This window comes from Variovorax sp. J2P1-31, from assembly GCF_030317215.1.
Classification (GTDB): domain Bacteria; phylum Pseudomonadota; class Gammaproteobacteria; order Burkholderiales; family Burkholderiaceae_C; genus Variovorax.
The window spans coordinates 1,009,187-1,033,699 of record NZ_JASZYA010000001.1 but is presented as its reverse complement, the minus strand read 5'-3'; the positions used below and the strand labels follow the sequence as shown (position 1 = coordinate 1,033,699).

The window sequence follows — 24,513 nt, the reverse complement described above, 5'->3', positions numbered from 1 at the left end:
TGTGGGAACGGGATGGAAAAAGTGGCGTCGTGTTCACTGCATGCGAGGCCTCCGTGCTAGCGGCGCTGGTGGCGCCAGGCCGTGAGCGCCGCGGCGCCGATCAGGATCAGCCCCTGCACCGCCACCCGCAGCGGCTCGGAGAAGCCCAGCAGGTTGAGCACGGTGAACAGCGTGTAGAGCGTGAGCGCGCCGATGCAGGCGCCCGGGATCGAGCCACGCCCGCCCAGCAGCACCACGCCGCCGATCACGGCCGCGGCGATGGCCTGCAGGTCGTAGCCCGTGCCGACATCGACCGACACGCCGGAGAAACCGCCCAGCAGGATGCCCGCCGTGACGGCCGACAGCGAAGACAGCACGAAGGCCGCCACCCGCACCCGCCGCACCGGCGCGCCCGCGAGCTCGGCCGCCACCGGGTTGTCGCCGATCATCAGCACCAGCCGGCCGAAGTTGGTGCGATGCATCAGCCAGTAGTACAGCGCGACGAAGCCCACCAGCACGATCACCGCGATGGGCAGCGTGCCGGTGATGGGCACGTCGCGCAGCACGCCGCGGCCCAGGTAGCGCAGGTTCTGCGGCAGATAGCCCGAAGGCGCCCCGCCCGACCAGACCATGGCGAGGCCCTTGATCGACAGCAGCCCGCCCAGCGTCGCGATGATCGAGGGCACCTTGAGCTGGGTGACGATCAGGCCGTTGAGCAGCCCCACCGCCAGGCCCATGCCGTAGACCGCCGCGACCGCGGTCCAGGTCATCGAGGCATCGCCGTTGGTGATCAGCGCGCAGCCGATCACCACCAGCGTGATCAGCGCGCCCGAGGACAGGTCGAAGCCGCCGGCGATCAGCACGAAGGACGCGCCGCAGGTCAGGATCACCAGCGGTGCCGCGCGCTGCAGGAAGCTCATGAAGCCCGGCGCCGTCTGGTAGAGCGGGCTCATGCACACCATCGTGGCCAACAGCACCAGCAGCAGCACCAGCGCCGGATTGATTTTCCGAAGCCGCTTCATGCCACATGCCCCTTGTTGCGGAAGGTGTAGACCCCGACCGCCATGACCACGATCAGCCCGCGCAGCACCTGGCTCAGGAAGGCGTCGATCTGCAGCATGTTGAACACCGCGTCGATGGTCGCGAACACGAACACGCCCGCCATGGTTCCGGCGATGCTGCCGCGCCCGCCGGCCAGCAGGGTGCCGCCGATGACCACGGCCGCGATCGAGTCGAGGTCGTAGCCGCCGTCGCGGCCGACCCAGGGCGTGCCCGCCCCCAGCCAGCTCGCGAGGTAAAGCCCGGCCAGGCCGGACATCAGGCCCGCCACCGCATGCGCGCCGATGGTCACGCGCGAGGTGCGGATGCCCGCGAGCCGCGCGCTGTCGGCGTTGCCGCCCACCGCGAACAGGTGCGCGCCCGCCACCGTGCGCGTGAGCGCCAGGGCCGCCGCCACCGCGACCGCCCCCAGCACCAGCACCGCGATCGGCACGCCGGCCACGCTGCCATAGGCCAGCGCCTGGTAGGCCTTGGGCACCTGGCCCTGCAGCGAAGTGAAGGCCACGGTGAGCACGCCCTGCAGCACCAGGCCCACGCCCAGCGTCGCGATCAGCGGGCTCACGCCCAGCCGCGCGACCAGCAGGCCGTTGACCACGCCGACCGCGGCGGCCACGCCGAGCACGCCCACCACCGCATAGCCGATGGCACCGGTGTCGCCCTGCATGAAGTACGACGCGAGCACCGCGCTCACGCTGATCAGGTTGGCCACCGACAGGTCGATCGAGCCGGCCAGGATCACGAAGTTCTGGCCCAGCGCCACCAGGCCCAGCGCGACCATGCGCTGCACCAGGCCCATCACGCCCGCCAGCGTGAGCTGCGCATGCTGGCCGGTCGCGATCGCGGTGCCGACGTAGACGCAGGCCGAGATCGCGACCAGCGTGATCGGGATCAGGTGGCGGCGCGCGAAATGCGGTTGCGCGCTCATGCCGGCACCTCTTCGGCCACGTCGTGCCGCACGGCTTGCGCGATCACGGCTTCTTCGGACGCACCACGCGGCAGCTGCGCCACGATGCGCCCCAGCGCCATCACGCAGATGCGGTCGCACAGGCCGATGATCTCGGCCACGTCCGAGGACACCACCAGCACCGCGCCGCCCGCGTCGGCGTAGTCGCGCAGCAGCCGGTAGACGGTGGCCTTGGCGCCCACGTCGATGCCGCGCGTGGGTTCGCAGACGATCCACAGGCGCGGCTCGCGCGCCATCCAGCGGGCGACCATCACCTTCTGCTGGTTGCCGCCCGACAGCGCGCCCACCGGCATCTCGAAATCGGCAGCGCGCACCTCCACCTTGTTCAGCAGCGCATCGATGCGGCTGCGGGATCGTTGCGCGCTCGCAGCGCCCGCGAAAGGCCCGGCCAGCGCGCGCAGCGTGAGCGCCGCGTTGTCGCGCAGCGACTGCTGCAGGCCCAGGCCCTCGCGCTTGCGGTCGTCGGGCAGGTAGCCGATGCCGCGTTGCGCCGCCTCGCGCGGGCTGCGGGCCGCGCCCTTGCCGTCCCAGGCGCGCACCGTGCCGCGGGTGAAGCGGCGCTCGCCGTAGAGCGCGCGCGCCAGCTCGACCTTGCCCGAGGCTTCCAGTCCCGCGACGCCCACGATCTCGCCGGCATGCAGGCGCAGGTCGATGCCGTGCAGCCGGTCGTTGCCGCCCTGCTCGACCGCCAGCACCTCGGCACCCGGCGGCTGCGCGGCCGCGGGCGGATAGAAGTCGCTGAGCTCGCGCCCCACCATCAGCCGCACGATGCGGTCGACCGTGGCCTCGGCGGCGGGCAGCGTGGCCATCCGCTGGCCGTCCTTGATGACCGAGATGTCGTCGGCCAATGCCATCACCTCGGCCATGCGGTGCGAGATGTAGAGCATGGCCACGCCCGCGCGGCGCAGTTCGGCGATCAGGTCGAAGAGCTTCTGCGACTCGACGTCGTCGAGCGCGGCCGTGGGTTCGTCGAGCACCAGGATGCGCGCATCCAGCGACACCGCCTTGGCGATCTCGACCATCTGCTGCTCGGCCACCGAGAGCCGGCCGCATTCGGTGCGCGGATCGATGCGGCAGCCGACACGGCGCAGGGCCGCCTCGGCGCCGGCGTTCATCGCCTGCGTGTCGATCACGCCCCAGCGCGCGGGCTCGTGGCCCAGGAAGATGTTCTGCGCCACCGTGCGGTGCGGCAGCAGCGCGAGCTCCTGGTGGATGATCGCGATGCCGGCACGGCGCGCCTCCGACGGATGGCCGAAGCGCACGGCCTGGCCGTCGATCCGGATCTCGCCGCCATCGGGCGCATGGATGCCGCCCAGCACCTTCATCAGCGTGGACTTGCCCGCCCCGTTCTCGCCGCAGATCGCATGCACCTGGCCGGCGCGGCACTGCAGGCTCACCTCGCGCAGCACGGTGACGGCGCCGAAGACCTTGCGGATCGCGCGCATCTCCAGCCGCGGCGCGTTGTCGTGTGGAGCGCTCACCCCACGTAGACCAGCTTGGCGTTGGTCAGCTCGCGCGCGCCCAGCGCGCCGAGTTCGCGGCCGAAGCCCGAGCCCTTGACGCCGCCGAAGGACGCCCGCGGGTCCGAACGCACGAAGTCGTTGATGAACACCGCGCCGGCTTCCACGGCCGAAGCCAGCCGGTGCGCGCGTTCGAGGTCGCGGCTCCAGATCGTCGCGCCCAGGCCGAACTCGGTGGCGTTCGCCAGCGCGATCGCTTCTTCGTCGGTCTTGAAGCTGAACAGCAAGGCCACCGGGCCGAAGATCTCTTCCTGCACGATGGGCGCGTCGTGCGACAGGCCCGCGATCACGGTCGGCGGATAGAAATGGCCCGGGCCCTCGCCGGGCTGTCCGCCGCACAGCAGCGTGCCGCCTTGTGCCAATGCGGCCTGCACCTGCGCATGCACGCTCTCGCGCAGGTCGGCGCGCGCGAGCGGGCCCAGTTGCGTCTCGGGCTGCAGCGGGTCGCCCATGCGCAGGGCCGAGGCGCGTGCGACGAAGGCGGCCTGGAACTTCTCGGCGATGGCCTCGTGAATGAAGAAGCGCTTGGCCGCGATGCAGCTCTGTGCGTTGTTCGAGAAACGCGACGTCACGGCCAGCTGCACTGCGCGCTCGAAGTCCGCGTCCTCGCAGACGATGAAGGGGTCGGAGCCGCCCAGTTCGAGCACGGCTTTCTTGCCATGGGCGCCGGCTTCGGCCGCGACCGCGCGGCCGGCCTGCGTGCTGCCGGTGACGGTCACGCTGCGCACGCGCGGGTCGGCCACCACCGCGGCCACCGCGCCGCGGCGGATCGCCAGGTTCAGGTACAGGCCGGGCGGCGCGCCGGCGTCGAGCACCAGCTGTTCGAGTGCACGCGCACAGCCCTGCACCGTCTCGGCATGCTTGACCAGCACGGTGTTGCCCGCCAGCGCGGTGGGGATGAAGAAGCGCAGCACCTGCCAGAAGGGCAGGTTCCAGGGCATGACCGCGAACACCGGGCCCAGCGATTCGTAGACCACCCGGGCGTTCATGCCCTCGATGGGCTCGGGCGCCAGGTAGGCCGGGCCCTGGTCGGCGAAGTGGCGCGCGCCCAGGGCGGCCTTCTTCACCTCGGCGATGGCTTCGCCGATGGGCTTGCCCATCTCGGTGGTGATGAGGCGACCGTAGGTTTCGGCGCGCTGCTCGAGCAGCTCGGCCAGGCGGTGCAGCATGGCGCTGCGCTCGGCCATGGGCGTGAGCGACCAGCGCTTCCAGGTGGCGTGGGACTGTGCGACGCGGGCTTCGATCTCGGCCGAACCATGGCCGGTGGCGGACTCGATCAGTGCGCCGGTGGCGGGGTTGTGCGATTGGAAGACGGCGGGCTGGATGTCGGTGGGAATGGCCATGGGATCGGGTCGCTCGGGGCGGTGTTCAGGGGATGCGTAGTGTTCCCAGTGGCCCCTGCGCTCTCAACGCCTATCCGCAGCGCTTGTTCCAACCGAAGAGAAAAATAGGGTTAGCCCCGAGCTTTCTATTCCACATAGGGAGAAAACCCGGGCCCATGGAAGATTCGCTTGGCTAAAGTCAGGCCCACCATGCAAAGCTTCGAGCGCATCGCCAACCTCCTGTCCAGCTTCGGCGAGGGCCAGGCGGAGCTGCCGCTGGCCACGCTGCTCGCGCGCAGCGGCATCCCGCAGTCCACGGGCTACAAGCTGGTCAACGCGCTGGTCGACGAGGGCTTCCTGCAGCGGCCGGCGCGCGGCATGCTGGCGCTGGGCCCGGCGGCCGCGGCCTTCTTCTTCGCGCCGCTGCGGGCCCTGGCACCTGCGGGCGACCCGAGCATCTCGGGCGGCGTGCGCCACTACCCCGACGCCAGCGGCCGCGGCATGCCGCGCATGGCGCAATGGAACCCGAACCTGCTCGACCTGGTGTCGACCACGCGCTTCCGGCGCGAGCCGCCCTTCGTGATCGGCTTCGCCAACGCCTCGAGCTCCAGTCCCTGGCGCGTGGCCATGGCGCGCAGCCTGATGGCCGCGGCACAGCGCCAGCGCGACGTGGTCTCGCGCGTGATGGTGCGCGACGCCAGGGACGACCCGCGCCGCCAGATCGAACAGCTGGCCGAGATGCGCGCGGAGCGCATGGACCTGTGCATCCTCAGCGCGGCCGCCAGCGACCACCCCGAATTGCTGGCCGCGGTGCGCGGGCTCGGCGCCGAGGGCATCCCGGTGATCGGCGTCGACCGCCTCTGCGGCGAGCCCGAGGACATGGTGTCCTTCGTGACGGCGTCGGACGTGCTCGTCGGCCGCATGAGCGCGCTGTGGCTGGTCGAGCACCTGGGCGGCCGCGGCCGCATCCTGATGCTCTGCGGCCGCGAGGACGCCAGCCCCTGCCGGCTGCGGCTGCAGGCCGCGATGGAGATCCTGGGCCTGCATCCGGACATCGAGGTGGTGGCGATCGAGTTCACCAACTGGGAGGCCAGCCTGGGCCATGCGATCGTGCAGCGCCACCTGGCCGAGGGCACGAAGTTCGACGGCGTGTGGTGCGACTCGGGCCTGCAGGGCGTGGGATCGCTGCGCGCCTTCACCGAGGCCGGCTACAAGCGCGGCACCATCCCGCCGCACACCGGCGGCGAGGTCAACCTGATGTACAAGCTGGCCTTCCACCATAAGATCCCGCTGTGCGGCGTCGACTACCCCGCGGCCATGGGCGCGCTGAGCTTCCAGACCGCGCTCGACACGCTGTTCGGCCGCCAGGTGCCGCGCCGCGTCGAGGCCAACCTCGAGATCGTGATCTCGCGCGGCCACGAGACCGCCTCGGTCAAGGCCGACCTGTTCGCCGAAGAGAAGGTGCGCTGGGACCGCGAGGACGAATACGTGCACGCCTCGGGCTGGATTCCCAGCAGCACCACGACGAACGGGCGCAAGCCCTTCTTCGTGTGAACGCGGGGCCGGCCTGATGTCCACCGCCTGGGCCACCGAAGCCGTCACGCGCTTTCGCGACATCCTCGCGCTGGTGTCGCGCGAGCAGGTGCGCACGGCCTACGAGATCGCGGTGCGGCTCAAGCTGCCGGTGAGCTCGACCTACCTCACGGTGACGGAGCTGGAACGCCTGTCCTGCCTGGCGCGCGACGAGAGCGGCTACCTGCTGGTGGGCATCCGGCCGCAGCAGATGGCGCTCGATGCACTGGGCTTCCAGGTGGCGGCGCAGCGCCTGGCGCCGCTGGTGCGCCACCTGCGCGACCAGTCGGGCGAGACGGTGTTCATGGCCAGCATGGCCGAGATCCTGACGGTGGGCACCGTGGCCATGGGCTTCAACCCCGGGCACCTGGTGGTGCAGTCCTTCCAGACCTACCGCTATGCGACCGCGCCCCCGCCCTCGGAGCTGACGCGGCCCGGCGTGTTCGAGCTCACGCTGGCCACCAACGCGCAGTACGGCGACCATGGCGGGCTGGTGAACCTGATGGCGCTGCAGCTCGCGCGCTCGAGTTCCAGCGCGCACCCCGCCACGCTGGCGGTGGGCGTGGCGCGGCCCGAGGGCGACTTCCGCGACGCGGCGCACATCGCGCGCAAACTGCTCGAACTCAAGGCCTTCTTCGATTCGCCGGGGTAGTGAGGCGACGGCGCAGGGCTACAGCAGGTCTTCGAGCATCAACGGCAGCCGCCGCAGGCGCTTGCCGGTCGCATGGAACACCGCGTTGACGATGGCCGGCGCCACGCCCACCATCGCCACCTCGCCCAGGCCCTTGACGCCCAGCGCGTTGAGCCGCGTGTCGGGCTTGCCCACGAAGTCGACCTCGATGCGGCCGATGTCGGCCGCCACCGGCAGCACGTACTCGGCCAGGTCGGCGTTGAGGAAGCCGCCGTAGCGCGGATCGACCTCGCTGACCTCGCGCAGCGCGGCGCCGATGCCCCAGACCACGCCGCCCTCGACCTGGCTGCGCGCGGTGCGCGGGCTGGCGACGATGCCGCAGTCGGCCACGCTGACCACGCGCGGCACGCGGATGCGGCGCGTGGTGGGCTCGATGCGCACCTCGACGAAATGCGCGATGAAGCTGAAGCCCACGAAGTCCGGGTACACCGGCCCGGCGGCCGCGGGCAGGCCGCCGGTCAGCCGGCCGAAGACCTGCTCGGGCTGGCCCGGCGCGCGCCGGCGGCTCTCGGCCTCGGCGAAGGGCCGGCCCGAGGCACGCAGCAAGGCCAGCGCCGTGACGCCCGCTTCGCCGGCCGCGGCGCCCGCGTGCTGCCGCAGGTCGTCCATCAGCCGCTGCGCGGCCTCCTGCACCGGCGGCAGGGCGGTGGCCGTGCCCCAGGAGCCGGCCGTCAGGTGCTGCGGCGCGGCGGTGGTGTCGCCCAGCAGGATCTCGACCGCGGCCACCGGCGCGCCCAGCGCGCGCGCCACCGTCACCGCGATGGCGGTGCGCATGCCCTGCCCCATCTCGTGGCCGCCGACCGCCACCCGCACGGTGCCGTTGCTGCGCAGGCGCACGGTGGCGATGGCCGGCGCCATGGCGGCCTTGTAGGTGCCGATGGCCACGCCCCAGCCGACCTGGCTGCCGTCCGGCGCGCGCATCGAGCCCGGCGCCATCGTGCGGCGGGCCCAGCCGAACATCTCGCTGCCCTTCACCAGGCACTCGGCCACGTGGCGCGAGGAGAAGGGCTTGCCCGTCAGCGGGTCGGCCGCGGCGTCGTTGGCCAGCCGCAGGGCCACCGGGTCGCGGTCGAGCGCATAGGCCATCTCGTCGATCGCGCTCTCGAAGGCGAAGGCCGCGGGATGTTCGAAGGGTGCGCGCATGTAGCCCGGCGTCTGCACGTCGGTGCGGACCAGCCGCTCCTGGCCGAGGAAGTTCTGGATGCCGTAGAGCCGCGACGTGATCTCGGTGCCCATCGAGGGGAACAGGTCGTGGCGCGAGGTCTGCTGGTCGATCTCGTGGATGGCCGCGAGCAAGCGGCCATTCCGGTCGGCGCCCAGCCGCACGCGGTGCCGGCTGGCCGGGCGGAAGCTGGCGTTGTGGAACAGCTGCGCGCGCGTCATCACCAGCTTGACCGGACGCCCCAGCGTGCGCGCCGCGATCGCCACCAGCGCGGTGTGCGACTGCAGCGAGTTCTTCTGGCCGAAGCCGCCGCCCAGCGAGGGCGACAGCACGCGCACCCGGGCGGCATCGAGGCCCAGCTGCTTCGCGACGCCGTGCCGCACGCCCTCGGCGTTCTGCGTGGGCTCGTGGACCGTGAGCACGCCCTCGCCGTCCCACTCGGCCACGGTGGCGATGATCTCCATGGGGTTCTGGTGCTGGGCGGGCAGCGTGTAGCGCAGGTCCACCGTCACGGCCGCGCCGGCCAGCGCGCCCTCGGGGTCGCCCACGCGGCGGTCGGCGAACATCGGCTGCGGCAGCACCGCGGTCTGCGCCAGCGGCTCGGCGTCGGGCGCGTCGAGCGTGGCGACGAAGGGCGCGGCCTCGTAGGCCACCGCCACCAGCGCGGCCGCCTCGCGCGCGGCCTCGAGCGTGTCGGCCACCACCATCGCGACGCTCTGGCCGCGGTAGGCGATCTGTGCCGAGCGCAGCGGATAGACGCTCTGGAAGCCGAAGCCACCGCCCATCAGGAAGCCGCCGCTGTCGAAGGCGCCGACGTTCTCGTGCGTGAGCACCGCGCGCACGCCGCGCACGCGCTGCGCGGCCGCCGTGTCGATGCCGGCGATGCGGCCGCGCGCGATGCGCGAAGGCACCAGCGCCGCATGCAGCAGCCCGGCTCGCGCATCGTCGGCCGCGTAGCGCGTGACGCCGCGCACCTTGTCGTGCGCGTCGACGCGCTCGGTGCCGGCGCGCGGGGTGTTCTTGATCGTCGTTGCCATCGTCAGCTCCTGTCCTTGGCCAGCATGAGCGCGTCGGTCACGGTCTCGATGCCCAGCGCCACCTTGAACGCGTTGTGTTCCAGCGGCTGCGCACCCGCGAAGGCCAGCTCGGCCGCGCGCCGTGCAGCCGCGCGCGTGAGCGGCAGCCCGCGCAGGCTGCGCTCGGCCTCGGTGGCGCGCCAGGGCCGCGTGGCCACGCCGCCCAGCGCGATGCGCGCATCGGCCACGCGCTGGCCCTGCAGCTGCACGGCCACCGCGGCCGAGGCCAGCGCGAAGGCATAGGACTCGCGGTCGCGGACCTTGTGGTACGTCGAGGCCCGGCCCACGGGGCCGCGCGGGATGCGGATGCGCACGATCAGTTCGTCGGCCGCCAGCACGGTCTCGAGGTGCGGCGTGGCACCCGGCGCGCGGTGCAGCTCGCGCACCGGCACCGTGCGCTCGCCGCGCGGGCTCAGCGTGTCGACCACCGCATCGAAGGCCGTGAGCGCGACCGCCATGTCGCCGGGATAGACCGCCACGCAGGCCTCGCTGCCGCCCAGCACCGCATGGCCGCGGTTCTGCCCGCCGAGGGCCGCGCAGCCGCTGCCGGGCTGGCGCTTGTTGCAGGCGAACTCGGGGCTGCCGCGGAAGTAGGCGCAGCGCGTGCGCTGCAGCAGGTTGCCGCCGACGGTCGCCATGTTGCGCAGCTGCTGCGAGGCGGCCTTCCAGAGCGACTCCGACAGGGCCGGGAATTCGCGCAGCACCACGGCGTGCTCGGCCACCTCGCTCATGGCCGCGAGCGCGCCGATGCGCAGCTCGCCGCGCTCGCTCGCATCGATGTTCGCCAGCCCCTCGATGCGCGTGACGTCGATCACCGTGGCCGGCGCTTCCACGCCCAGCTTCATCAGGTCGAACAGCGTGGTGCCGCCCGCGAAGTAGCGCGCACCGGTCGGCTGGCGGGCGAACAGCTGCACCGCTTCCCCGGTGCTGCGCGGGCGGAGGTAGGCGAAGTCACGCATGGCGCGGGCCCTCCCGGCGCAGCATCTGCGGCGCGGCTTCGCGGATCGCCTCGAGGATGCCCGCATAGGCGCCGCAGCGGCAGAGGTTGCCGCTCATGGACTCGCGGATCTGCGCGTCGCTGGTGGCATGGCCTTCGCGCACGCAGGCGATGGCCGCCATCACCTGGCCCGGCGTGCAGTAGCCGCATTGCAGCGCGTCGTGGTCGACGAAGGACTGCTGCATCGGATGCAGCGTGCCGTCGGCCGCCGCGATGCCTTCGATGGTGGTGACGGCGCAGCCGTCGGCCTTGACGGCCAGCGTGAGGCAGGAGGCCACGCGCCGCCCGTCGAGGTGGACCGTGCAGGCGCCGCACTGGCCGTGGTCGCAGCCCTTCTTGGCGCCGGTCAGACCCAGCTGCTCGCGCAGCACATCGAGCAGCGAGGCGCGCGGCTCCAGCATCAGCGCGTGCGGCTGGCCGTTGACGCTGACCTGCGTGGGCTGCGTTCCGGCATGAGCGGTCGGTGGCGCATCCGGCGCCGCGGCGGCATGGCGGGTCACGGCCACGCCGGCACCGGCCGCGGTGCTCATCATGAAGGTGCGCCGGTTCAGCTGGGGCGCTGCCGGCGGCGGTGTGGAGGGATGGTTCATCGGGGCCTCGGGGGTGGATGCGGCACGAGTCTCTCTATTCGCTCCGGTCGGATAAAGGCCCAAAACTCGCCAATACAATCCAACCCACCTCAACAATTAGCTTGAAAAGGACGCCATGGACCGCTTCGATGCCATGCAACTTTTCACCCGCATCGTCGAGCTCGGCAGCTTCACGCAGGCGGCCAATTCCCTCGACATCCCGCGCGCCACCGCCACCCACGCGCTCAAGGCGTTGGAGGCCCGGCTGCAGGTGCGGCTGCTCGAACGCACCACGCGGCAGGTGCGCACCACGGTCGACGGCCAGGCCTTCTACGAGCGCTGCCGCCATCTGCTGCGCGACCTGGAGGACGCCGAATCCTCGCTGGCGCAGCTGGCGGTCAACCCGCGCGGGCGGCTGCGCATCGACATCCACGGCGCCGCCGCGAACGACCTGCTGCTGCCGCGCATCGGCGAGTTCCATGCACGCTATCCGCACATCGAGATGGTGATGGGCAGCGGCGACCGGCTGGTGGACCTGGTGCGCGAAGGTGTGGACTGCGTGGTGCGCGGCGGCGAGCCGCGCGATTCCTCGCTGGTCACGCGCCGGCTCGCGCTGGTGCCGCAGGTGACCTGCGCCAGCCCGGCCTACCTCGCGGCCCATGGCACGCCGCTGCAGCCCGCCGACCTGGCGGGGCACCTGGGCGTGAACTTCTTCTCCGCCGCGCGGCCCGACGTCTTTCCCTACCTGTTCGAAGTCGACGGCAAGGTGGAAGAGCACACGCTGCAGGGCTGGATCAGCGTCAACAGCGCCGACAGCTACAAGCTCTGCGCCGAGCAGGGCTGCGGGATCATCCAGGTGCCGCGCTACGGCATCGAGCGGCAGCTGCGCGAAGGCACGCTGGTCGAGATCCTGGCCCACACGCCCTGCCCGCCCATGGTCCATTCGGTGCTGTACCCGCACCACCGCCAGCTCTCGCCGCGGGTGCGGGTGTTCATCGACTGGGTGACGGCGATCTATGCCGAGCGCTTCGGCGCGCTGAAGTAGCGGCGGCGACCCTCGCTCTGGCGGCATCGTCCGACGTCGCGGACGCCGCGGCTCCGGTAGCTTGCGCAGCATTCCAGGAGCCCGCCATGACCCGAAGCCTGCGCCAGACCCTCACCCGCCCACCCGTCCTGATCGCCGTGGCGCTGGCCGCCGCACTGGTCGTCGCGGGCTGCGCCACCTCGTCCAGGTCGACGATCCCGCCGGTCGCGCAGGTGGACCTGCAGCGCTTCATGGGCGACTGGTACGTGATCGGCAACATCCCGACCCGTCCCGAACGCGATGCCTTCAACGCGGTGGAGTCGTACACGCTGCAGCCCGACGGCCGGATCGCGACGCGCTTCCGCTACCGCGAGGGCGCCTTCGACGGCGAAGTGAAGACGATGCATCCCGAAGGCACGGTGGTGCCGGGCACCGGCAATGCAGTGTGGGGCATGCAGTTCATCTGGCCGATCAAGGCCGAGTACGTGATCGTCGACATCGACCCCGACTACCAGCTCACCATCGTCGGCCGCAGCGACCGCGACTACGCCTGGATCATGGCGCGCACGCCCACCATTCCCGAGCCGCGCTACCAGGCGGCGGTGGCGCGGCTGGTGGCGCTGGGCTACAGCACCGACAAGCTGCGTCGCGTACCGCAGCGGTGGCCGGAGCCGACGGGCACGCCCTAGAAATCCCTTGTCGCCGACAGCTGCGCGGCGGGCCGGGATCCCTCTTTTTCCAGCTCTGGCAAGATCCGGCCGGAAGCCGCGCCGCGAGCGCGTCGCCGACTGCCATCGCGCCGATGCGGCCTTCTGTTTTTTCCAACATTTGAAGAGAGATCACCATGGCAAAAGCCTACTGGGTCAGTGCGTACCGTGCGGTCAAGGACGCCGACAAACTCGCAGCCTATGCAGCGCTGGCCGGCCCGGCCATCACCGCCGGCGGCGGACGCTTCCTGGCCCGGGGACTGCCGGCCGAGGTCTACGAATTCGGCCTGGCGCAGCGCACGGTGCTGATCGAATTCGACAGCGTCGCGCAGGCGAAATCGGTTCATGACAGTGCGGCCTACCAGGCCGCGCTCGATGCGCTGGGCGACGGTGCCGAGCGGGACCTGCGGATCGTCGAAGGGGTGTGAGGCGGGCCGGGTGAGGGGTGCGCGGGCGCGAAATGCGGCCCAAAGCCGACCTCCACGCCTCGCTCCTCTACGCTGGCTCCCGAATGGAAAACTTACGCATCGCCGCCGCCACCGCCGAAGAAGTCCGCTCCGGCGAGCTCGGCCGCAGACTGCGCCACTACAACCATGACTTCGTCGGCGAGTATCCCGAGCAGCAGTACATCCGGCTCAATGCCAGAGACGCCAACGGCCGATTGGTGGGTGGACTGCGAGGCTTCGTGTTTCTCTACTGGCTCAGCATCGACGTGCTGTTTGTCGAGGCCGATGCGCGTGGCGCGGGCCTGGGCAGCCGCCTGCTCGCCGAAGCCGAGCGGCAAGCCATCGCATGGGGCGCCAGGAACGCGAAGCTCGACACCTTCGAGTGGCAAGCGCCCGCGTTCTACCGGCGGCACGGCTACGAGGAGTACGCGCGCGTCGACGACTATGCGTCGGGTTTCTACCTTGCCTCCATGAAGAAATCGCTGGCGCGCTGAACGCGCGTCACTGTCTTGATTCGGCCGCCGCAGCCAAGACCGCTCATTCGCCGGCACAGTTCAATCAACGATTGACATGAAGCTCTGGCATGCTGAGTTCATGAATCAACGACCTCCCAGGAACCATTTTCTTCGCGCGATCCAGTGGCTCGCGCTGGGTTCCGTGGCGATCCTCTTTGGCTGTGCGGGCTGGCTCTACTGGCTCTTTCACGGCGGGGTCTTTGCAACCTCGAGATTCGATTCGACCGCGTGGTCCGCGAAACAGACGAACGCATCCGACGCCGACTGCTATCGAGGCGGCATGGCAATGCACATCAAGGAGCAGATTCTTCGACCCGGGCTCAGGCGGGAAGACGTTGTTCGCGTTCTCGGCCAGCCTGATGGCGAGAAGCCGGGCGAGATCCACTACACGCTTGGCATGTGCAGCGGCTTTCGCATCGATTTCGACGGACTGCATGTGTACTTCGACCCGGCGGGAGGACTTGCGCACGTCGCAATACTTCAGCACTGATCCGCGCGTTGGACGTTCCACCCGGGACAAGCGGCCTCCATGATGGCGTTCTGAACGCCTTGACCGTCTCCAACTACCCCTTGCAACAGGCCGTGGGCGCATCGGAGCTCCAGTTGCCGCCGGACACAACAACGATCGATATGGACCGAACGCTCGCAATTCGACGTCTTGTCATCTGGGCGGGGGCCATGATCGCGTTGGCCGGATGCACCGCCGCCCCAAACTCAGAGAGAAAAATCGAAGCCCCGGCGGTAGCACCGGGACTTCCTCGTTTGCCCACAAACGCGAGCACGGTTGCGTCGGCGCCGCCCATCCTGCCCAGTCGGCCGGTACCCCAACCGGTGGGCACGCCCTTGCCGATGCGCGATCCTGCCATCGCCAACACATGGCCGCCCGAGTTCAGGCAGATGATCGATCGTCTGATCACGCTCTTCCCAAAGAACCCGGAGGATCCGGCGCCGAATGTCCAGGAAGTTCAGCGAAGAATGGGAATCATGCTGACGGAACGGCCTTTGAACGAGGTGGAGCGTCTGTATCTCAGCAAACGGTATGAGGTCAGCGGGATGCGCTATGCCAATGCCGGGACATGGGAGGTCTTCAGAGCGTTCTATTCGATTGGAAAGGACGAATCACCTCGCGGAGAGAGATTTCAAATATTGCGTTTGGAGATCGGCCCCAAGCAGAGCGGGTTCTGTTTGAACCCCTATGAGTTCGCGATCTACACCGGTTGGAGCTTCAGCAATCACGACACCTCTCCCCATGTCAATGTCCGCTCCTGGCCGCCGGCCTATGTCTGGGGCATGTTTGCGTGGAGCCGTACCGGCCGATATGGCGGGTCAGGCTACGGCATTGACGTGAACATCGTTCAGGACAGCGCCGGACATGTTCTTGACGCGGACTGCATTCAGACCATCACCGTCAATGGTCGATATCCAAGGGACAATGACCAATGACTGTCCGAGCTTCATTCCAGTCAGCGCATGCGCCGATGGCCCGATGGGAAGACTCGCGGGGGCACCCCGTTCGGATGCAAGGAAGCATCTTGGAGTCGAGGCACCCGATCCTCCGCAGGCGTGGCATCACCCGTCTGCGAAAGAACCCGAGGGAGAGGCGAACAATGACTCGAGGGCATGAGACAAGAAATCGTGCCTTCTCGAACACCTGGCAAGTCACGATGGATGGCATCTTCTTGAAAAGTTTTTCTTCACATCTGTCCTTCAGGGCGTGCGGCGTGCCGATTCTTCTCGTGGCATTGACGGCGTGCTCGAATTCCTATGCCGACGTTGCTTTCATCCCGCCAAAAGAGACGCCTGCTGACTACCAGATGATCTTGGATATGCGGGCCGCGAATCCTCAGGCTGCTCATTTTTTCGGCGGGCTTGATGAGAACGGAGTCGGGGCCTTGTGCGCCAAGCAAGCAGCTGGAATCGGGCGATGGTATCTGTGGCGAGCAAGGGAGTTGAATGTCAATACGCAGTCAACTGCCTACGCAACGCTTCTCAAGGAGAAAGAGGAGCAGGGCTGGACGAGCGAGAAAGAAACGCTCGCAGCCGCTGCCATCCGCTATGTTTTCTCGCTGCCTCTTCCTGGGAGCAATGGCGCAACGAGCCTTGAACGGCAGGTGGCAGATATCAAGCATCACTGGGGGTATGTCTGCAGTCGAAATTTCAGGTGGCGTCCTGTTCTCGGTCCAGAGTCCAAATAGAACCCTGAACGAACCGTCCGCTGCAACCGATGGTCAGTCACGCGCGCGCCGGTAATGCATCGCGACCGCGCCGTTGCGCAGCGGCTTCGCCGAGACCAGCGCCAGCCGTCGCGTGCCGGGCAGCCCGCCCTGGTACAGGGTCGGGCCGTGGCCGGCGATCCTGGGGTGGACGAGGAATCTGTACTCGTCGATCAGGTCCATCCGGTCCAGCGCGCTCGCGAGCTTGGCGCTGCCGAGCAGCACGCCGGCCGGGGTCGTGTCCTTGAGCTGTTGCACGCCCGTGCGCACATCGCCGGCGATCGCGTGGCTGTGGGTCCAGGGGAAGTCCGTTCGCGTCGACGACACGACGTACTTCGGCTTGGCCTCCAGCTTGAGCGCCCATTCGCGCACCGTCGGCGGCGCCGCCACATCACCGCGGGCGACCGCCGGCCAGTGGCTCTCCATCATCTCGTAGGTGGTGCGGCCCCACAGCATCGCGCCACGCTCCTCCATGAGGCGGCTGAAGAAGGCGTGCGTCTCGTCGTCGGCGATTCCCTCCTGGTGGTCGACGCAGCCGTCCAGCGTGAGGTTGAGGCTGAAGGTGAGCAGTCCCATGCGAGTCTCCTGCGGGTTGGGGCGGTCCACCGACCAGTCGCTTGTCGACGAGAAACTGCTCGGTCGACTTGGCGTGGCCGATTGCCGTCGCTATGTTGACGTCCGAAGCTCGTAGCGGGCATACGCGCAAGTCCCTATCCGAACGACCCTGTGCAGGGAAACGCCAACGTCTTCGTAGAGTTTGCGCAACCCCTGGCGTTCCGCGACGCAGTCAAGCCGCAGGTGAGTTCGTCCCAGACGTTGAGCCCGAACGCGGGCGTACCACAGCAGTTCCGTCGAAACCCCTTTCTTCGCCCAGTTCCTCCGCACCGCCAGTTTGTGTCGGAAGGCCGAGGTGCCAGGCAGGACTTCAGGCCAGAAGTGGGCATCCTCCAACTCAAACTTCATGACGCCGATCCATTGATCTCCCTGGCAGGCCCCGTGGAACAACCCTTCGGTCATGTCCATCAGGACCCGTTCGCCGCCAATCTCAGCGCTGACCAGCGCGCTCGTCGGTCGGCGGCGAGCCACTCGGCTGCCTCCTGAAGCACGGAGGCAATCATGGGTGCGTCGGAGGGATGCGCTTGCCTGATGTTCATGGATGGCGCGAGTCTATTGAACGACGGTGTCGACGGGTCCGCCGATGGCCGAACCCGGCCATCACTGCTCTACCGCGAGATCGGAGGTGGCTTCTTGAACATGACCGTCATCTCCCTTGCCGGACGGCGGTAGCCACAGGCCTCGAAGAATCTCTTGGCGTCTCCCATGGCCTTCACGTAGACCGGAACGCCAGGGTACGCCGACTCGACGGCCCGCATGAGGGCGCGTCCAATGCCTGCGCCTTGAGCGGCGGGTCGAACGACCAGTTCGCCGAGCATCGTGGTGAACGCTCCATCGCTGAAAGCAGAGACATAGCCGAGCAGCAGCCCTTCGTCCGAACGGGCATGCACGACCAGTGGGTAGGCAGTATTGGAACGCTCGAACGTCATTTCGTCGTAGCCGTCGCCCCATCCCACGGACGCCATCAGTTCAGCGAACTCCTGCCACGAGACCGTGCGGTCGGAGGAAATCTGGTAACGCATCATCGGAGCCTACTCGACGCGAGCTCATGCATTGAATGCCAAGACTGGCCGATGTAGCGGCCGACCTGGAACGCCAGGGGTGCGGCATGGTGCGGCGTCGTGAAGGCGCAGGGCTGCACATGAGGCGCTTCGCATTCCGTCCACCGTCCCTGTCCTTACCGCATCAGCAGCCTCGGCAAGGCCGCGGCCAGCAGCACGACACCCGACACCGTCAGCAGTCCCAGCACCACCTGCCGGAAGCGGGCTTCGCTGATGCCCACATAGAGCCGGGCGCCCAGCAGCGTGGGCACCAGCATCGCCGACGCCACGATGGCGAACAGCGGCAGCATCTCGCGCGTGACGATGCCGGTGGCGAGGTAGGTCGCCATGGTCACGGCCAGCATCGACAGATTGAAGTTCTGGATCACCGCGCGCTGGGCGTCCTTGTCGAAGCCGCGCAGCGTGCACCACAGCGTGGGCAAGGTGCCGGTGAAGCCGCCGATGCCGCCCATCACGCCACCTGCCATGCCCACCGCGCCGTCGGCCAGCCGGCCGCCGAAGCGGATGCGCGGCAGCCGCTTCGCCAGCAGCATGGCCGGGCACCAGACGATGAGCAGCCCGCCCAGCACCGCCTTGAACGCGTCCACGTCCAGGCGCGGCAGCAGCCACACGCCCACGGGCACGCCCGCCAGGCCGCCCAGCACGAAGGGCAGCAGCCGCTGCGCGTCGAAGCCGCGCCGCACCGAGACCGCCGCGATGACCTGGCCGGTCAGTGCGCCGAACACCGCCAGCACGGCCGCCAGGCGCGGCTCCAGTGCCCAGGCCCAGAAGGACATGGCCACCAGGCCGAAGGCGAAGCCCGACAGGCCCTGCACGAAACCGGCGACCACCGCCCCCAGTGCCACGATGAAATAGATCGACTCCATGCCCCTGTCCGCTCCTGTGTGTCTTGCGATGGCGATGCCGCATTGTGGCCAGGGGGCATAAGCCGATCATTCGAGTTGAGTATCGAGGCATCATGATTTACTCATGACCTCGACAACGACCTCCTCCTCCGACGACATCCAGGCGCGGCTCGCCTCGCGACTCAAGATGCGCCACCTGCAGCTGCTGCGCCTGATCGCGCAGCACGGCTCGCTCACGCGCGTGGCCGAGCACATGGCGACCAGCCAGCCGGCCGTGACGCACGCGCTGGCCGAACTCGAGGCGATGTTCGGCGCGCCGCTGTTCACGCGCTCGGCGCGCGGCATGGCGCCGACGGCGCTGGGCGAGGTGGCGCTGAGCCGTGCCCAGGCCATGCTGCAGGACCTGGGCCATTGGGTGCGGGACATGGAAGCCGCGCGTGCCGGCCGCGCCGCGCACCTGCAGGTGGGCGTGATCCCGTTCATCCCGGGTCGCCTGCTGGCCCAGGCCATCGGCCGCACCCGGCCGCAGGACCGGGGCATCACGGTGACGATCCACGAAGGCACCAGCGACCACCTGCTGGCCCGGCTGCGCGGCCATGAACTCGACTGCGTGATCGGCCGCAGCTCGGCCGTGCTGGCCATGGACGGCCTGGTGCACGAGGTGCTCTACGAGCAGGAGCCGCGGCTGGTGGCGCACCGGCGCCTGGCGACGCGGCTGGGCCGCAAGCCGCTGTCCTGGCCCGAGCTGGCGCAGCTGGACTGGGTGCTGGGCCAGCGCAACACGCCGATGCGCGAGCAGATCACCGACTTCTTCCTGCGCGCGGGCGTGGCCCCGCCCGCGCCGATGGTGGAGAGCCTGTCGGCCAAGGTGATCGGCGAACTGATCGCGGCCAACGAACGGGCCGTGTCCATCGTGCCGGCCGACATCGCCGAGGAGTTGGCCCGACTGGCGGGTGTGGGCGTGGTCGGCCATCGCTTCGGCTGGACGCTGCCGCCCGTGACGCTGTTCCGGCGCGCGGAGGCCTCGCTGCGCGAAGCCGATGCGTTGTTCGTGCAGGCGTTGCGCGCGGTGTGCGGCACACGGTGATGCGCTTCGCGGGCCCCGGTACGTCCGACCCGATTCTTATTTTATCTACCAATATGGTTGATATTAGTCGGTATTGGTTTACAGTGCGGGCGCGCTGACGCCAGGGGCACGGGGCCCCTGCAGGCGATCCGGGCGCGCGAAGAACCGCCAATGACCGACAAGACCGACAAGACCGATATCCACCCCGCCCTGCGCGTGCCACCCTCCGTGTGGCGCGGCGTCGGGATCTGCCTCGCCTACGCGGCCGTGTTCTACGCCGCCTTCGTTTGGGTCGGCATCGACTACGCACGCATCGGCGAGAGCGCCCAGACCCTTCGCACCTGGCTGCTGCCCCCGACCCTCGCCGGCTTCGTGGTGGCGCTGGGCTCAGTCTGGGCTTATGGCTGGTGGCGCCCCGCGTTGACCGAGCGGCGCCGGCTGGCGCGCTGGGCCATGGTCGTGCCCGCCCTCGCGGCGCTGGTGGCGGTGGGGAACATGCTGTTCGGCGACTACCGCAGCGTGACGCCCGAGATGTGGCTCTACCTCGTCGGCGGCTGCCTCATGGTCGGCTTCAACGAGGAGATGGTCCACCGCGGCACGCTGATCGTCGCGCTGCGCAGCCGCTTCGGCGAGACCGGCGTGTGGCTGCTGTCGACCGCGATGTTCGCGCTGTTCCACCTGCCCAACCTCTTCTTCGGCATCGGCGCGCTGGCGATCGTGCAGGTTTTCATCGCCTTCGGCATGGGCTCGGTGTTCTACCTCGCGCGCCGCACCACCGGCTCGCTGGTCCCGGCCATGCTGCTGCATGCCCTGTGGGACCTGTCGGTGTTCTCCGCCCATGTGCCCTACAGCGGCCTGCTGGCACCGCTGCTCGGGATCGCCGCCGTGGTCGTGGTCGTCCGGGTGCTGGCCCGCGAGCGGCGCGAGGACGCGGCCCATCGGGTCGCCATCACGCGCTGGCTGAGAAAGGCCGGTTGACGGGATGCCTCACCCTTTTCCCTGCCTCGCGGGGGGCCAAGGCCGTCCCGCCTCCAGCGCGGCCATGAGAGCATTCCGCGGATGCACAGTCCCACCCCGCCTTCCCTCGACCTGCAGCGGCAGTTCGCCCACATGCAGAGCGGACGGATGTACAACGACCTGACGGCGGAACTGATCGCCGCGCGCCAGCAGGCCGTGCTGTTGACCAACGCCTACAACCAGTCCTTCTCGCGCCCCGCCGCCGAGCGGGAAGCCCTGCTGGCTGAGCTTCTGGGATCGGTCGGCCGCGGCGTGCATTTCGAGCCCACCTTCCGCTGCGAGTTCGGACGCAACATCCACATCGGCAACAACTTCTACGCCAACTTCGATTGCGTGATGCTCGACGGCGGCGGCATTTTCATCGGCGACGACGTGCTGCTGGCGCCGCGCGTGGGCATCTACACCAGCAACCACGCGCTCGACCCGGCGGAGCGCGCGGCGGGCGGCTGCCGCGCCAAGCCGGTGCGGATCGGTCACCGCGTGTGGATCGGCGCCGGGGTGCACCTCAACCCCGGCGTCACGATCGGCGAGGGCTCGATCGTCGGCTCGGGCAGCGTGGTCACGAGCGACATCCCCGCGGGCGTGATCGCCGCGGGCGCGCCCTGCCGGGTGCTGCGTGCGATCACGGACCAGGACCGCACGGGCTACAGGCCCTGAGGCCGCCGGCCGACCTCAGTCGTCGGCCACCAGCTTGAACTCCCGCAGCAGCGCGCCGACCTGGGTGCTGTCGAGCTTCTTCATCAGCAGGTGGCGCAGGAAGGCCGGGCCCGGGATCTCGATCTCCTTGCCGTCGCGCAGGCGGCCGGTCGCGGCCAGCAGGGTGCGGATGTCGTAGGTCGAGTTGAACACCTCCGGCACGCCGCGCTCCACGCCCAGCAGCGTGTAGACGGCTTCCATCGGCGTGCGCACCGAGTACTCGGTGGTGAAGATGCAGTCGCGCTGTTTCGACTCGGCGAACTGGCCGATGAAGGCGAAGTTGACGGCCCCTTCGGGCACCACGTCCGGCCGGTCGCCGGCCTGGCGCGGCATGAAGAAGGCCGTGATGTAGGGCATCATCACCGGCACGGTCTTGGCGCCGGTCGCCGCCAGCTCGGCGATGTCCTCGACCGGCACACCCAGGTGGTAGAGCCATTCCTGGGTGATCTCCTCGCCCGTGCAGTCCTGCATCGGCTTCTTCACATGGTCGCCGGGCGTGTCCACGAACAGCGCATAGACCCAGACCACGATCTGGTCCTTGGGCTGCCGCTTGAAGTGCGGCTGCCGGTTCACGGTCCAGCTCATCAGCCAGGCCGAGTCCCGGGCGCTGACGATGCCGCCGGTCACGACCTTGCCGCTGAACGGGTCGCGCTTGGCGATCTTCCGGATGTACTGCGGAATCCGCGCATCGAGCGTGGTGACGGTGGCCGACTCCCATTTGGTTTCGGGGATGTGCGCGCCGAACACGTCGGGCCGGCCGAAGGCGCGGTCCTTGGCGGCGATGCGGCGCCACAGGTCCCAGGCCGGCGCCGGGCCTTCGTCGAGCTTGGCGGGCGTGCGGTGGTCGCCGCTGTCGGAGTTCTCGGTGAGCGAGCCGATGGTCATGAACACCAGGTCGTCGGGCGCGAGGTCGACTCCGCCCGCGACGCCGTCCTTCGTCCAGTGGATGCGCGTGGCCTGCTTGCGCCCGGCGGCGATGTCGAAGTCGACGTCGGTGACCTCGGTGCCGTACTGGAACACCACGCCCTTCTCCCGCAGCCACGCGACCAGCGGCAGCACCAGCGATTCGTACTGGTTGAATTTGGTGAACTTGAGCGCGGAAAAATCCGGCAGGCCGCCGATGTGGTGGATGAAGCGGTGCAGGTACAGCTTCATCTCGAGCGCCGAATGCCATGCCTCGAAGGCGAACATGGTGCGCCAGTAGAGCCAGAAGTTGCTGGCGAGGAAGTCCTGGCCCAGAACTTCATGGATGCGCTTGTTCTCCATCTCCTCGCGGGTGGCCAGGAAGAGCTTCACCACCTCCTTCTGCGCCTGCTCGCTGAGCGTGAACAGGCCGTCGGTATGGGCGTCCTCGCCCCGGTTCACCGTGGCGCGCTGCAGGGAGTAGTTCGGGTCGTCCTTGTCGAGCCAGTAGAACTCGTCGAGCACGCTCGCGCCTTCGACCTCCAGCGAGGGAATCGAGCGGAACAGGTCCCACAGGCACTCGAAGTGGTTCTCCATCTCGCGTCCGCCGCGGATCACGAAGCCCTTCTCCGGCACCTCGAGCCCGTCGAGCGCGCCGCCGGGCAGCGCGAGCCGCTCGAGGATGGTGATCCGGTCTCCGGACATGTGGCCGTCGCGGATCAGGAAGGCCGCGCCCGCCAGGGCCGCCAGGCCCGAACCGACGAACCATGCGGTCTTGTTCTCCACGCCGCCGGGTTTGCGCGGCCGGGCGAAGGCCTCGTAGTTGCCACTGCTGTAGTACATGCCTGTGTGTCCTTCGCCGCTGCGCGCGGCCGTTGCGGTGCGGAGGAATCTTAGGCGCCTTCTCGGGCGCTAAGGGCGCGCGGCGTCCGGATCTGCAGCGCCCTTGATCTGGCGCAAGGGTCCTGGAAACAGGCGGCGGCGACCGCCGGGCAGCGGGTGCGGCATGATGCGCTCCTGCATTGGCACGACATGTGCATCCTGCGGCTGCATCCGCTCCCCTGCCCTTTCCGCGACCCTGTCCATGAACCGCCACGGCGCCGCCTTCCTCCACACCGTCATGGACCTGCTGGTCGACGCCATCTGCGTGGTCGACGCCTCGGGCCGCTTCGTCTTCCTGAGCGCCGCCTGCGAGCGGATCTTCGGCTACACCGCCGAAGAGATGATCGGCCAGCCGATGATCGACTTCGTCTGGCCCGAAGACCGCGCCCGGACGCTCGAGGGCGTGGACAAGGTCATCGCCGGCGTCCAGGCCCCGCACTTCGAGAACCGCTACCGGCGCAAGGACGGGCGCGCGGTCTACATCATGTGGTCGGCCCGCTGGTCGGAAGCCGACCAGGTGCGGGTGGCCGTGGCGCGCGACGTGACCGAGCGCCGGCGCGCCGAATCGATGCGCGCCGCGCTCTACGCGGTGTCCGAGGCCGCGCACACGGCCGAGGACCTGGGGGCGCTGTTCGAGCGCGTGCACCGGATCGTGGGCGACCTGCTGCCCGCGCTCAACTTCTTCGTCGCGCTCTACGACGAGGCCACCGACGCCCTCACCTTCCCCTACTACGTCGACACCCACCACACGCCGCCCGCGCCGCTCACGCTGAGCGCGGGCACGCTGAGTGCCGAGGTGATCCGCAGCGGCCAGCCGCTGCTGCTGCGCTCCGACATCCCGACCCCGCTGCCGGCGCGCGTGAAGCTCGACGTCGGCAAGGGCTCGCTCGACTGGCTGGGCGTGCCGCTGCGCACCCAGCAAGGCACGCTCGGCGTGCTGGTGGTGCAGAGCTACTCGGGCGACGAGCGCTACACCGACGCCGACGTGGAACTGCTGCAGTTCGTCTCGGACCAGGTCGCGACCGCGATCGAGCGCAAGCGCCGCGACACCTGGCTGCGGCACATCGCGCGCCACGACCCGCTGACCGACCTGCCCAACCGCGCACTGCTGCACGACCGCATGGAGGCCGCGCTGCAGCGCGCCCGCACGCGCGCCTCGCGCTTCGCGGTGCTCTACCTCGACCTGGACATGTTCAAGCAGGTCAACGACAGCTTCGGCCACGCGGTGGGCGACCTGCTGCTGCAGGAGACCGCCCTGCGGCTGCGCCATTGCGTGGGCGCGGCCGACACCGTCGGGCGCATCGGCGGCGACGAGTTCCTGGTGCTGCTGGACAACGACCATTCCGCGGGCCAGGCCATGGCCGTGGCCGGCCGCATCCTGAGCGTGCTGCGCCTGCCCTTCATGCTGGCCGCGCGCCAATTGCAGGTCTCGCCCAGCATCGGCATCGCGCTGTACCCCGAGCACGGCGACGACTACAAGCAGCTGATCCGCTACGCCGACGAGGCGATGTACGCGGCCAAGAAGTCGGGCGGCAACCGCGCGCTGCTCACGCGCAGCGGCGCCGAGACGCCGGATTGAGCCTACAAGGCGCGCGCGCCGATTGCGCTAAGG

Annotated in this window: 25 protein-coding genes; 13 read left to right on the top strand and 12 right to left on the bottom strand. The window is 69.3% G+C overall.

What is annotated here, in order from left to right; all coding sequences use genetic code 11:
- Positions 1–56: 56 nt before the first annotated feature.
- From QTI20_RS04785 to QTI20_RS04770, 4 genes are read right to left on the bottom strand one after another with little or no spacing between them, the layout of a single operon-like run.
- The gene (locus QTI20_RS04785) at positions 57–1,001 is read right to left on the bottom strand and encodes an ABC transporter permease (protein WP_286549747.1); all 945 of its coding nucleotides are present in this window, start codon (positions 999–1,001) and stop codon (positions 57–59) included.
- On the bottom strand, positions 998–1,963 hold the full coding sequence (locus tag QTI20_RS04780; RefSeq protein WP_286549748.1) for an ABC transporter permease: 966 nt from the start codon (positions 1,961–1,963) through the stop codon (positions 998–1,000). The genes QTI20_RS04785 and QTI20_RS04780 overlap by 4 nt, the downstream gene beginning before the upstream one ends.
- Positions 1,960–3,483: a sugar ABC transporter ATP-binding protein gene (locus QTI20_RS04775; RefSeq protein WP_286549750.1), complete on the bottom strand. Its 1,524-nt coding sequence runs from the start codon at positions 3,481–3,483 to the stop codon at positions 1,960–1,962. Before QTI20_RS04775 ends, QTI20_RS04780 begins: the two co-directional genes overlap by 4 nt.
- Positions 3,480–4,865, bottom strand: a complete 1,386-nt coding sequence (locus QTI20_RS04770; RefSeq protein WP_286549752.1) for an NAD-dependent succinate-semialdehyde dehydrogenase — start codon at positions 4,863–4,865, stop codon at positions 3,480–3,482. Before QTI20_RS04770 ends, QTI20_RS04775 begins: the two co-directional genes overlap by 4 nt.
- A gap of 189 nt (positions 4,866–5,054) precedes the next feature.
- Between QTI20_RS04770 and QTI20_RS04765 the strand changes: the two genes are divergently transcribed.
- Positions 5,055–6,398 carry a substrate-binding domain-containing protein gene (locus QTI20_RS04765; RefSeq protein ID WP_286549754.1) on the top strand — a complete coding sequence of 448 codons (1,344 nt, stop codon included), beginning with the start codon at positions 5,055–5,057 and terminating at the stop codon, positions 6,396–6,398.
- Between the two features lie 16 nt (positions 6,399–6,414).
- Positions 6,415–7,068, top strand: a complete 654-nt coding sequence (locus QTI20_RS04760) for an IclR family transcriptional regulator (RefSeq protein ID WP_286549757.1) — start codon at positions 6,415–6,417, stop codon at positions 7,066–7,068.
- Positions 7,069–7,086: 18 nt separating this feature from the next.
- Here QTI20_RS04760 and QTI20_RS04755 read toward each other — a convergent pair whose 3' ends face one another.
- From QTI20_RS04755 to QTI20_RS04745, 3 genes are read right to left on the bottom strand one after another with little or no spacing between them, the layout of a single operon-like run.
- Positions 7,087–9,306, bottom strand: coding sequence for a xanthine dehydrogenase family protein molybdopterin-binding subunit (locus tag QTI20_RS04755; RefSeq protein ID WP_286549758.1), 2,220 nt, complete (start codon positions 9,304–9,306; stop codon positions 7,087–7,089).
- A 2-nt stretch (positions 9,307–9,308) separates the two neighbouring features.
- Positions 9,309–10,304 carry an FAD binding domain-containing protein gene (locus QTI20_RS04750; protein WP_286549760.1) on the bottom strand — a complete coding sequence of 332 codons (996 nt, stop codon included), beginning with the start codon at positions 10,302–10,304 and terminating at the stop codon, positions 9,309–9,311.
- Positions 10,297–10,932 (bottom strand): (2Fe-2S)-binding protein, encoded by a 636-nt coding sequence (locus tag QTI20_RS04745; RefSeq protein WP_286549762.1) that lies wholly within the window; start codon positions 10,930–10,932, stop codon positions 10,297–10,299. The genes QTI20_RS04750 and QTI20_RS04745 overlap by 8 nt, the downstream gene beginning before the upstream one ends.
- Before the next feature lie 115 nt (positions 10,933–11,047).
- On the opposite strand from QTI20_RS04745, the gene QTI20_RS04740 reads away from it, so the two are divergent.
- From QTI20_RS04740 to QTI20_RS04710, 7 genes are all read left to right on the top strand, one after another.
- A complete protein-coding gene (locus QTI20_RS04740) occupies positions 11,048–11,956 on the top strand; it encodes a LysR family transcriptional regulator (RefSeq protein ID WP_286549765.1) in 909 nt (302 codons plus the stop codon).
- A gap of 86 nt (positions 11,957–12,042) precedes the next feature.
- A complete protein-coding gene (locus QTI20_RS04735) occupies positions 12,043–12,624 on the top strand; it encodes a lipocalin family protein (protein ID WP_286549766.1) in 582 nt (193 codons plus the stop codon).
- A gap of 155 nt (positions 12,625–12,779) precedes the next feature.
- The gene (locus QTI20_RS04730) at positions 12,780–13,070 is read left to right on the top strand and encodes a DUF1330 domain-containing protein (protein ID WP_183027782.1); all 291 of its coding nucleotides are present in this window, start codon (positions 12,780–12,782) and stop codon (positions 13,068–13,070) included.
- Positions 13,071–13,153: 83 nt separating this feature from the next.
- Positions 13,154–13,582 (top strand): GNAT family N-acetyltransferase, encoded by a 429-nt coding sequence (locus QTI20_RS04725; protein WP_286549768.1) that lies wholly within the window; start codon positions 13,154–13,156, stop codon positions 13,580–13,582.
- 76 nt (positions 13,583–13,658) lie between these two features.
- A complete protein-coding gene (locus QTI20_RS04720; protein ID WP_286549770.1) occupies positions 13,659–14,093 on the top strand; it encodes a hypothetical protein in 435 nt (144 codons plus the stop codon).
- A 59-nt stretch (positions 14,094–14,152) separates the two neighbouring features.
- Positions 14,153–15,046 carry a hypothetical protein gene (locus QTI20_RS04715; protein WP_286549771.1) on the top strand — a complete coding sequence of 298 codons (894 nt, stop codon included), beginning with the start codon at positions 14,153–14,155 and terminating at the stop codon, positions 15,044–15,046.
- A gap of 221 nt (positions 15,047–15,267) precedes the next feature.
- Positions 15,268–15,798 carry a hypothetical protein gene (locus tag QTI20_RS04710; protein WP_286549773.1) on the top strand — a complete coding sequence of 177 codons (531 nt, stop codon included), beginning with the start codon at positions 15,268–15,270 and terminating at the stop codon, positions 15,796–15,798.
- A 33-nt stretch (positions 15,799–15,831) separates the two neighbouring features.
- Here the strand turns inward: QTI20_RS04710 and QTI20_RS04705 are convergent, their stop codons facing one another.
- The 4 genes from QTI20_RS04705 to QTI20_RS04690 all read right to left on the bottom strand — a co-directional run bounded on the left by QTI20_RS04705 (position 15,832) and on the right by QTI20_RS04690 (position 18,358).
- Complete coding sequence (locus QTI20_RS04705) at positions 15,832–16,392, bottom strand: dihydrofolate reductase family protein (protein ID WP_286549774.1); 561 nt, start codon at positions 16,390–16,392, stop codon at positions 15,832–15,834.
- Positions 16,393–16,482: 90 nt separating this feature from the next.
- Positions 16,483–16,779, bottom strand: a complete 297-nt coding sequence (locus QTI20_RS04700; RefSeq protein ID WP_286550990.1) for a GNAT family N-acetyltransferase — start codon at positions 16,777–16,779, stop codon at positions 16,483–16,485.
- 260 nt (positions 16,780–17,039) lie between these two features.
- On the bottom strand, positions 17,040–17,453 hold the full coding sequence (locus QTI20_RS04695) for a GNAT family N-acetyltransferase (protein ID WP_286549776.1): 414 nt from the start codon (positions 17,451–17,453) through the stop codon (positions 17,040–17,042).
- A gap of 155 nt (positions 17,454–17,608) precedes the next feature.
- Positions 17,609–18,358 (bottom strand): sulfite exporter TauE/SafE family protein, encoded by a 750-nt coding sequence (locus QTI20_RS04690; RefSeq protein WP_286549778.1) that lies wholly within the window; start codon positions 18,356–18,358, stop codon positions 17,609–17,611.
- Positions 18,359–18,461: 103 nt separating this feature from the next.
- Between QTI20_RS04690 and QTI20_RS04685 the strand changes: the two genes are divergently transcribed.
- The 3 genes from QTI20_RS04685 to QTI20_RS04675 all read left to right on the top strand — a co-directional run bounded on the left by QTI20_RS04685 (position 18,462) and on the right by QTI20_RS04675 (position 21,077).
- Positions 18,462–19,424 carry a LysR substrate-binding domain-containing protein gene (locus tag QTI20_RS04685; protein WP_286549780.1) on the top strand — a complete coding sequence of 321 codons (963 nt, stop codon included), beginning with the start codon at positions 18,462–18,464 and terminating at the stop codon, positions 19,422–19,424.
- 150 nt (positions 19,425–19,574) lie between these two features.
- Positions 19,575–20,381 (top strand): CPBP family intramembrane glutamic endopeptidase, encoded by an 807-nt coding sequence (locus QTI20_RS04680; RefSeq protein ID WP_286549781.1) that lies wholly within the window; start codon positions 19,575–19,577, stop codon positions 20,379–20,381.
- Positions 20,382–20,462: 81 nt separating this feature from the next.
- A complete protein-coding gene (locus QTI20_RS04675) occupies positions 20,463–21,077 on the top strand; it encodes a sugar O-acetyltransferase (RefSeq protein ID WP_286549783.1) in 615 nt (204 codons plus the stop codon).
- Positions 21,078–21,092: 15 nt separating this feature from the next.
- Here the strand turns inward: QTI20_RS04675 and QTI20_RS04670 are convergent, their stop codons facing one another.
- A complete protein-coding gene (locus tag QTI20_RS04670; protein WP_286549786.1) occupies positions 21,093–22,862 on the bottom strand; it encodes an oleate hydratase in 1,770 nt (589 codons plus the stop codon).
- A 241-nt stretch (positions 22,863–23,103) separates the two neighbouring features.
- On the opposite strand from QTI20_RS04670, the gene QTI20_RS04665 reads away from it, so the two are divergent.
- Entirely contained in the window at positions 23,104–24,480 is a 1,377-nt protein-coding gene (locus QTI20_RS04665) for a sensor domain-containing protein (protein ID WP_286549788.1), read from the top strand.
- Positions 24,481–24,513: the final 33 nt, after the last annotated feature.